8 protein-coding genes are annotated in these 9,044 nt (G+C 65.2%); 7 read left to right on the top strand and 1 reads right to left on the bottom strand.

Going from position 1 to position 9,044, the window contains the following annotated elements:
- Positions 1-137 precede the first annotated feature (137 nt).
- The 6 genes from L0G76_RS11690 (at position 138) to chrA (ending at position 7,574) form a co-directional block, all read left to right on the top strand.
- Entirely contained in the window at positions 138-785 is a 648-nt protein-coding gene (locus tag L0G76_RS11690) for a GrpB family protein (RefSeq protein WP_304357380.1), read from the top strand.
- A 50-nt stretch (positions 786-835) separates the two neighbouring features.
- Positions 836-1,402 (top strand): isochorismatase family protein, encoded by a 567-nt coding sequence (locus L0G76_RS11685; protein ID WP_304357379.1) that lies wholly within the window; start codon positions 836-838, stop codon positions 1,400-1,402.
- A gap of 146 nt (positions 1,403-1,548) precedes the next feature.
- Positions 1,549-3,888, top strand: coding sequence for an MMPL family transporter (locus tag L0G76_RS11680; protein ID WP_304357378.1), 2,340 nt, complete (start codon positions 1,549-1,551; stop codon positions 3,886-3,888).
- Between the two features lie 233 nt (positions 3,889-4,121).
- Positions 4,122-5,507, top strand: coding sequence for a sensor histidine kinase (locus L0G76_RS11675; RefSeq protein WP_304357377.1), 1,386 nt, complete (start codon positions 4,122-4,124; stop codon positions 5,505-5,507).
- On the top strand, positions 5,504-6,124 hold the full coding sequence (locus L0G76_RS11670) for a response regulator (protein ID WP_304357376.1): 621 nt from the start codon (positions 5,504-5,506) through the stop codon (positions 6,122-6,124). Before L0G76_RS11675 ends, L0G76_RS11670 begins: the two co-directional genes overlap by 4 nt.
- Positions 6,125-6,275: 151 nt before the next feature.
- Complete coding sequence (gene chrA, locus L0G76_RS11665; protein ID WP_304357375.1) at positions 6,276-7,574, top strand: chromate efflux transporter; 1,299 nt, start codon at positions 6,276-6,278, stop codon at positions 7,572-7,574.
- A gap of 246 nt (positions 7,575-7,820) precedes the next feature.
- Here the strand turns inward: chrA and L0G76_RS11660 are convergent, their stop codons facing one another.
- A complete protein-coding gene (locus L0G76_RS11660) occupies positions 7,821-8,354 on the bottom strand; it encodes an SRPBCC family protein (protein WP_304357374.1) in 534 nt (177 codons plus the stop codon).
- 493 nt (positions 8,355-8,847) lie between these two features.
- Between L0G76_RS11660 and L0G76_RS11655 the strand changes: the two genes are divergently transcribed.
- Positions 8,848-9,044: hypothetical protein (locus L0G76_RS11655; protein WP_304357373.1), on the top strand; the 197-nt coding region annotated here is incomplete at its 3' end.

Below are 9,044 nucleotides of genomic sequence, written 5' to 3'. Positions count from 1 at the left end.
GAAGGACCATCACTTCTCGCAGTTCTATTGGTTCGAGGGCAAACCGACCGGCTGACCCGACTGGCCTATGCTCGGAACCCGGCGACAGTGCGACTCAAAGTCGAGTTGACACGACCCGATGTGGAGATGATGCGGACATGAATGACGACACCGTCGACCCGTTCTATGCTGAGCCGGACGGGATCACCACCTTCAGCAACGTCGATGACCCAGACGTCTGGGTCCGCACCGGCCTGCCGCATGCACCGATTGAACTCATCGATCATGATCCTGGCTGGTCAGAGCAGTATTCGAAGCTTGAAAAACAGATTCACTCCGCCCTTGGACCTGGGGTGCTCGGCATCGAGCATGTCGGGTCCACTTCGGTGCCGGGGCTGGCGGCGAAGCCCATCATCGACATTGCGCTCGTTGTCGCAGACCCCGGCGAAGAGTCGGTGTACCGGGCACCTCTGGAGGCGCTCGACCTGACTCTCGTGATCCGTCAGCCGGGCTGGTATCAGCACCGAATGTTCAAACATCTGGATGCCGACACAGGCAACCCACTCGCGCCGATGTGCAACCTCCACGTGTTCGGACCCCGGTGCCCGGAAGTCGCCCGCATGGGGCTGTTCCGCGACTGGTTGCGCGACAACTCCGCCGACCGGCACCGCTACCAGAAAGCGAAGCTGCGCTCAGCCGCCGAGGCGAATGCCGCTGGTGAGACGGTCATGGATTACAACGCTCGCAAGCAATCCGTCGTCAGGGACATCTATCGCACCATGTTCCGTGGCCACGGGTGGATCTGAATCCCGTCGTGACCTCTGGAAAAATGGACGAAAGCGCCTATGCTCGAGGTATGGCGAAGGCACTTCTCATCGTGGACATCCAGAACGACTTCACCGAAGGCGGCGCGCTCGGCGTGGACGGTGGTGACACCGTGGCCACCGAGGTCACCCGTTACCTTGACGCCCACGCCGGCGACTATGACGCGATCATCGCCTCCCGCGACTGGCACGATGCCGACAGCGACAACGGAGGCCACTTCAGCCAGACTCCCGACTTCGTCGACACCTGGCCCGTCCACTGCGTCGCGGACACCGAGGGTGCCGAGTACGACCCTCTGCTGAGCACCGACGCGGTCACCCATCACGTGCGCAAGGGACGGGGCACTCCTGACTACTCGGCCTTTCAGGGAACGACGGAAGCGGGGGACCGCCTCGGCGATCTGCTGAGAAACCTCACCATCGCCGAGGTGGACGTCGTCGGGATCGCCACCGACCATTGCGTGTGCGCCACGGTCCTCGACGCCCTGAAGGGCGGCTGGTCCGTCCGTGTTCTGCAGGACCTCATCGCCGGTGTCGGCACCGACTCGTCGACGGTGGCGCTGGCCGAGATGGACGCAGCAGGAGCCAGGATCGAGTAGCCGTCGGCGACGCCACCGACTGAGGCATCTGCCCAGGTCGGAGAGTGTGCTCATGCCGACCGGGTCGTTTTCCCCATCGAAAGTTGCAGATTTAGTCTGAACTCCTAGGCGATGTTTCCAGCTCAGAAAATTGATGAGCTTGAGACATGAACACAACACTGACGAAAAGCGCACACACGCTCGTGTCGAAGCGCGGTTCGTGGTTCGTCCTCGGCGGGGTCGTCATCCTCGTCTCGCTCCTCTTCGGACTCCTGTCCGGGGCAGGCGAGGACCGGGCCACCGAATCCGCTCCGGCCGATTCCGAATCCACCCAAACCGCCCAGCTCCTGCAGAAGTTCCCCGACGCTGACACACAGTCGGTCATGGTCGTGGCCTCCTACGATGACGGTTCGGTCCTCAGCGAGACCGACCGGACAGAGTTGGGGAAGCTGAGCGGTTCGATCAGCGACTACATCGACTCCGCCCAGTCCAGTGATTCGAACAAGGGCTCGACTGAAGCTCCGGATTCCTCTGCCACCGACGGCGACTCCCAGGCCAGCGGTCCGATCATGAGCGAGGACGGCAAGGCCGCACTGCTCATGGTCCCCATCGAGGTGGGGCTGACCAACTCCGACACCGCCGAAACCGTCGACGGGCTCCGCGACTTCATCGCCGATGACTCCCAGACCGGCCAGCTCGCAGACTCCGGAATGTCGCTTCTGGTCACCGGTGGTCCCGCGATCGGTGCCGATATCGCAGGGGCCTTCAGCGGTGCGGACTTCACACTCCTCATCGTGACCATCGTCATCGTCGCCCTGCTGCTCATCATCACCTACCGCTCACCGATCCTGTGGCTGCTGCCTCTCATCGTCATCGGCACCGCCGACGGCCTCGCCTCCACTGTGACTGCCGCCGTCGGTGATGCCCTGGACCTGCAGTTCGACGCGGGCATCATCAGCGTTCTGGTCTTCGGCGCCGGAGCCAACTACGCGCTCCTGTTCATCTCCCGCTACCGGGAGGAGCTGGGCCGCGAGTTCGATCACCGCCTGGCACTGGGGTCCGCCTGGACCCACACAGCATCGACGATCCTCGCCTCGAACCTGACGGTCGTCCTGTCCCTGCTCAGCCTCGTCTTCGCCGTGATCCCGGGAACCCGTGGACTGGGCATCACCGCCGCGATCGGACTCATCATCGCCGCGGCAGCCGTGCTCTTCGCACTGCCCCCGGTCCTGGCGATCTGCGGCAAGGGCGTCTTCTGGCCCTTCGTGCCGAAGGTGCAGGAGAATTTCGACGATTCCACCATCTCGAAGCCCGTTGCCAAGCCCTCCATCTGGAGGACCATCGCGACTCGCGTGGTCAAGAAGCCGGGCATCCACCTCGGCGCCGGAATCATCATTCTCGGTGTCATGGCCACCGGACTCATCGGCACCTCGGTGGGACTGGACCAGTCCGAGAAGTTCCGCGTGCAGTCCGAATCAGCCCAGGGCCTCGACGTCCTGGCCGGCCACTTCCCTCCCGGCGAATCGCAGCCCATCTGGGTCGTCACCGACTCGGGCCATGCGGAGGACGTCAAGGACTCCGTGGCTGACATCGACGGAGTCGTGCGCGCCAACGTCACGGACGAGACGAGCACCGGCGGAACTTCGATCTCGAAGGTCATGGTCACCGGCGAATTCGCGCCGGACAGCCCGGCAGGCCTCGACCTGGTCGAGGACATTCGGGCCGACGTCCATGCGATCGACGGTGCCGATGCACAGGTCGGCGGCGCGGCGGCAACCGAACTCGATGCCCGCGACGCCAACGCTCAGGACTTCCTGACCATTGCGCCGTTGATCCTGGCCATCAGCTTCATCATTCTGCTCGGCATCCTCCGTGCACCTCTCGTGGCGGGAACCTTGCTCGTGGTCAACGTCGCATCCTCGGCCGCCGCGATCGGCCTCGGCGCGTTCCTCAGCCGGTTGGTCTTCGGCCAGGACGCCATCGACGCGCAGGTGCCGATCCTCGCATTCCTGTTCCTCGTGGCACTGGGCATCGACTATTCGATCTTCCTGTCCCACCGAGCGAAGAAGGAATCCGTCGTCCACGGCGCCCGCCAGGGCATGATCGAAGCCGTGGCCCACACCGGCGGCGTGATCACCAGTGCCGGCATCGTCCTGGCCGGAGTGTTCGCGGCCCTGGGTATGCTGCCGCTGATGGTCCTGGGCCAGCTGGGGCTCATCGTCGGAGTCGGCGTGCTCGTCGACACGGTGCTGGTGCGCACCGTCATCGTCCCGGCCATCGTCAGCCTGGGAGGCAACAAGATGTGGTGGCCCCACAAGGCGATCACACGCTCGGAGCACCAGTACGCCGACGCAGCTGCTGATGCAGCTGCGGCGGGTGGCGTACAACTCGGCGAGGCTCAGTCCGACCAGAATCAGTCCGACAGGACTCGGAACGAGGGAACCCATCTCCTCGCCGAATCCGAACGAGACGAGGCCCGCGCCTCGGCCGGCCACGGCAGGCACTGACCGCGCACCTCGCCGACGGCAGAACAGCCCGGGCGTCAGTGTTGCGGTGGGGCTCGGCCATCGAGGTACTTCGGTGACCGGGCCCCATCTGTGCGCCCCACCTGTGCGCCCCGGTCGGGCTCCCCGGTCGACAGCCCCCGGTCGGGCTCCCCGGTCGACAGTGCCCACGGGCGACGGCGCCCACCTTCGAAAAGGCGCACGCACTCGCCGCAGATGTGATTGAGTTGGCAGGGATGACGACAAGCGCGAAGAACGACTTGCAGGAAGGTGACACCGTGGGCACACGCGGGTGGACAGTGAGAACCATGGAGATCGGCCAGCACGCCATGGCCTTGGCTCTCACCGTGATCTCGTGCATCCGCGCCATCGATGCCGGAGCGGCACCCCTGGCCGCGATAGCCGTGAGCATCGTCTTCCTCGCCTGGTACGCCCTCGGCGCGGTCCGGGCAGCCCGCAGCGGAGCGATCGTCTTAGCCAAATGGTGGCTGCTGGTTCTGGCCACCGCCTGGCTGTGCACCCTCCTGGTCTCCGCCGAGTTCATCTGGATCGCCTTCGTCCTCTGGCTGCTTGCCGGACACCTGTTCTCGCTGCGCATCGCTGTGGTCTTCACCGCGCTGACCTACATCGCGACGGTCGTGGCACCTCTGGCCCATTACGGTGCGGTCGGCACCGCCAGCATCATCGGATCACTCATCGGTGCGGTCTTCGCCCTCGGCCTCTCCCGCGGCTACATCGAACTCCTGCGCGAGGGGCGCAGACGCGAGGAGCTGCTCCAATCCTTGGAGCAGGCCCACCAGAACCTCCTCGACCTCCAGGATGAACTGGCCCTGACCCAACGCCATGCCGGTGAGATCCAGGAACGCACCCGCGTCTCCCGCGACATCCACGACACGATCGCGCAGGAGATCTCCTCGATCCGTCTCATCGCCCACGCCGAGGTGGACAGGACCACCGATGAACACGCGAGTCAGGTCCTGCGCCAAGTCGAGGACCTTGCCGCGCAGAGCTCACGAGACGTGCGCCGCATCATCGCCGCCCTGGCCCCGGCCGAGCTCGAGGACGGAGCCCTGACCGCGGCCATCCGCCGTCTGCTCACCCGCCTGGAGGACGACACCTCCATCAGCGGTCGTGTCGAGGTCGACGAGACCCTGCCGTCTCTGCCCGCCGAGGTGGAGGTCGCACTGCTGCGAACCGCGCAGTCCGCGCTCGCCAACGTCAGACAGCATTCTCAGGCCTCGAGGGTCATGGTCAGCCTCATGGACCTCGACGGATCGATCCGCATGGACATCGTCGACGACGGCGTCGGCATGACCGATCCGGACTCCCGGCAGCGCGAATCGGAGTCCGGGTTCGGCCTCGACTTCATCGGTTCGCGGATGCGGGAACTGGGAGGCGAGCTCGTCATCGAGACGACGCCGGGCTCAGGCTTCGCAATCTCAGCCACCCTGCCCAACAACCCGGGCCTGATCTCCCGGTCGGAGACTGCAGCCGAGGGGCAGCCCGAGGACCGCCTCGGCGAGGGCACCACCGGCGGGACTGCAGGTGAGAGCATTGGTAAGGACAGCCTCGGCGAGGGTGATGACGGCAAGGGACAACGCACACAAGGAGACAGCGCATGAGCATTCGAGTGATTCTCGTCGACGACCATCCCGTGGTGCGGGCGGGCCTGCGGTCCGTCATCGACGCCCCCGAGCACATCGCCGTCGTCGGCGAGGCCGGCAGCGGGGAAGAGGCGCTGGCCGCCGTCGATGAGCTCACGCCCGATGTGGTGCTGTGCGACCTGCGTCTGGGTGCGGGCATCGACGGCATCGAGGTGACGAAGCGGCTGAACGCGCGGCCGACGAAACCCGCGGTCCTCATCCTCACGACCTTCGACAACGATGCGGAGATCGTCGCCGCGCTCAATGCCGGTGCGGCCGGCTATCTGCTCAAGGACATCAACCCTGAGGACATCTCGACCGCGATCGAGAAGGCCGCGCGCGGGGAAACGTATCTGCCGCCCGAGATCTCCTCGAAGGTCGTCGCCGCGATGCGCAACCCGGGCCCGAAACTGACCCGACGCGAACGCGACGTGGTGAAGCTGCTGGCCACGGGGGTCTCGAACGCGCAGATCGCGCAGGAGCTCTTCGTCACCGAGGCGACGGTGAAGAGCCACCTGGTCAACGTGTTCACGAAGCTCGGCGTCGACTCGCGGTCTCGGGCGATCCGCGTCGCTGAGGACCGGGGGCTCGTGTAGGCAAGGTCTGGTGCATCCCGGCCTGGTGCATCCCGGCCGTGTACAGCCCCGCCTGGTGCATCCCTGCCTGGGCGAGAATTGTCCTGAAGTTCATCGACGTTCTCTGCTGGAATGGCGGTTCGGATGAGTCGTGAGCACCAGAATGGTGAGAATGAGCGAAGCGATGGCAGATGTGCGGACCGGGCGCAGGCATCCCGGCACGATCGTGGAAGTGTTCTGGGCGTTCCTGCGCCTCGGCGTGACCTCGTTCGGCGGTCCGGTCGCGCATCTCGGGTTCTTCCGGGAAACCTTCGTCGCGCGTCGGAAATGGCTGAACGACGGAGCCTATGCCGACCTGGTGGCACTGTGCCAGTTCCTTCCGGGCCCCGCCTCCAGCCAGGTGGGCATGGCGATCGGTCTGCAGCGCGCGGGCATCGGCGGACTGTTGGCGGCGTGGTTCGCATTCACCATGCCCTCGGCCATCGTGTTGGTCGTCTTCGCCTTCGGCATCGCCACTCTCAACGACGGCGCGGACATGGGGTGGCTGTACGGGCTGAAAGCCGCAGCGGTCGCCGTGGTCGCCCAGGCGGTGCTCGGAATGGCGAAGAACCTCACCCCGGATGCCAAACGCGCCACCATCGCCGGGGCTGCGATGATCATCATCCTGCTGGTGCCCAACCCGTTCGTGCAGGTGGCGGCGATCGTCGTGGGCGGGCTCACCGGACTGGTCTGGCTGCGCCGAGAAGCGGCGCAAGACGAAGCCGCTCGAGACAAAGCTGCTCGAGACAGCGCGTCGAAGAGACCGGACGCGGATGAGCAGCCCGACAGGGAAGGTGCGCGACCAGACTTCGGGGTGCGCACTTCCCGGAAAGTCGGCGTCATTGCGCTGACGACCTTCCTCCTGCTGCTGGTGGCACTGCCGGTCCTGACAATTGCGACCGGTGATTCGAGTCTGCGCCTGATCGATGTCTTCTACCGCGCCGGTGCCCTCGTCTTCGGCGGCGGTCACGTCGTGCTCCCTCTGCTTGAGTCGGAGACGGTCGCGACCGGTCTGGTCGGTCATGACACCTTTCTCGCCGGGTACGGGGCCGCACAGGCGGTGCCCGGGCCGCTCTTCACCTTCGCCGCATTCCTCGGGGCTTCCACAGCATCGGGCCCGACCGGTCTGATCGGCGCCGGTATAGCGTTGCTTGCGATCTTCCTGCCGGCAGCGCTCCTGGTCATCGCCGCACTGCCCTTCTGGGAGCGACTGCGTAGCGCACAGACTGTGCGACGGGCGCTGCTGGGAGTCAACGCGGCCGTGGTGGGCATACTCGCAGCCGCCCTCTACGACCCGGTATTCACCCAGGGCATCACCTCACCGGCCACTCTGGCCCTGGCCGTGGGAGTCTTCATCGCCCAGATGAAGTGGAAGCTGCCGGCATGGGCCGCCGTCATCGCCGCCGGGCTGATCGGATTCGCCTTCCTCTGACAGGCAGGCCGCGCAACCTGCCGCCATTCGCCGAAACACGTGTGGAGCGTCCGCGCACACCCGCGTGCACCCGCGTCTCGACACGACAGCCGTGTGTCGAAGGGGGCCTGCGGCAAACACGGAGTTCGCCGGGGCTCGCTGGGAATGTCGACATGTGCCCGAGCGCACACGAGTCTCGGGCCAGGATCCGCGCGCCGAGACATATGATCAAGGCATGACCTGGAAAAACGACCAATGAAGTGGAAATCAGCCTTCGCGGTGGTGACGGCGCTGCTGGTCACGAAGCTGTTCGAACGTCGTGCAGAGGCCCCAGAATTGGCTGGGTGGAAGAGGGGCGGCCCCGAGTGAGGCCTCGAAGTACGTGAGGTGCGTCAGCCAGCCGGCCAAGTAGGAGTCGATGAGCGTTCCGAGGCCAACGTGTTGGAGAACCAGGGCGGTGGTCTGGCTGGTGCCGGTGCCGTCGTCGGTGTCGAAAGTGCGCAGAGTCAGGCGGCTTCGGGGTTCATCGGGAAACTTCCATGACAGCTCGGCGCCGCCGGCGGGAGGAGGACCGTCGTCGTGAGTGAGAGAAAGGACCTCAGAGCGGCAGAAGTACCCATCGTCGTGATCGACGACGATCTCGCCGCCGACGCGGGCATGGAACGTCGTGGGGTGTCCCAACCACTCATGCAATGTCTCAGGATCGCTGAGATGCTTCCACACCAGTTTCTGGGCATGAGGGAGTGACCATTCGATGGTCAGGACATCGGCAGGGCGATCTACGTGACAGTTCGTCAGCATTCTCGAATTCTCCTCATTGAGAATGTTCGTTCGTTCTCAGAGTAGAGGCCGGGTGGCGGGAAGGCTATAGAACAGGCTCGGGGCTCGCTCGGCGTCTCGCTATGAACCTGCACACCACTCTGAGTGCAGGCCGAAACACGCGTGGAGCGTCGAAGCACACCCGCGCGCACCCGAGTCTCGACACGACACCCGTGTGCCGACGCCGACGTCCGTGTGCACCCGCGTCTCGGCACGACACCCGTGTGTCGCCACGACAGTCGAGATGCGGCTGTGCGGCAAGCAAAGAACGCGCCGACAACGCCGAACTGTAAGTTGAATTACTGATTAGTAATCGACTGCAATGACGTACCTGGTGACAAGCCTGTCGTCGCCTGAGATGCGGCTCGGTTTGTGCCTTCCGCCCCGAACTCAACTGTGCTGGTTCTCCTCCTGCAGGTAGGCTCTTCCATGCAGATCGGCAGACCTTGCAGAACACGAACGGTGGAGGCGAACTATGGCAGATGGTGACAAGACCCTGCCCGGCTCCACCGACGACTCAGGCACCCGCCGCGACGAACCACGCACCCGCAGCTTCGGCGCACTATCGGGAAACACGAAGGGCATCAGGCCACAAGGTGAGCAGACCGGCGACAACGCCGGCCCAGCCGACTCGTCCGAACCGCCAGCCGACCCAACCGACTCGTCCGAACC

The sequence above is a fragment of the Brevibacterium picturae genome, from assembly GCF_030453725.1.
Taxonomy (GTDB): domain Bacteria; phylum Actinomycetota; class Actinomycetes; order Actinomycetales; family Brevibacteriaceae; genus Brevibacterium; species Brevibacterium sandarakinum_A.
This window is presented reverse-complemented; position numbering and strand designations above follow the sequence as displayed.

Excerpts from the sequence above, each read along its gene's own strand:
- L0G76_RS11690 (WP_304357380.1), top strand. The coding sequence starts at position 138 with ATGAATGACGACACCGTCGACCCGTTCTATGCTGAGCCGGACGGGATC.
- L0G76_RS11685 (WP_304357379.1), top strand. The coding sequence starts at position 836 with ATGGCGAAGGCACTTCTCATCGTGGACATCCAGAACGACTTCACCGAA.
- L0G76_RS11680 (WP_304357378.1), top strand. The coding sequence starts at position 1,549 with ATGAACACAACACTGACGAAAAGCGCACACACGCTCGTGTCGAAGCGC.
- L0G76_RS11675 (WP_304357377.1), top strand. The coding sequence starts at position 4,122 with ATGACGACAAGCGCGAAGAACGACTTGCAGGAAGGTGACACCGTGGGC.
- L0G76_RS11670 (WP_304357376.1), top strand. The coding sequence starts at position 5,504 with ATGAGCATTCGAGTGATTCTCGTCGACGACCATCCCGTGGTGCGGGCG.
- chrA (WP_304357375.1), top strand. The coding sequence starts at position 6,276 with ATGAGCGAAGCGATGGCAGATGTGCGGACCGGGCGCAGGCATCCCGGC.
- L0G76_RS11660 (WP_304357374.1), bottom strand. The coding sequence starts at position 8,354 with ATGCTGACGAACTGTCACGTAGATCGCCCTGCCGATGTCCTGACCATC.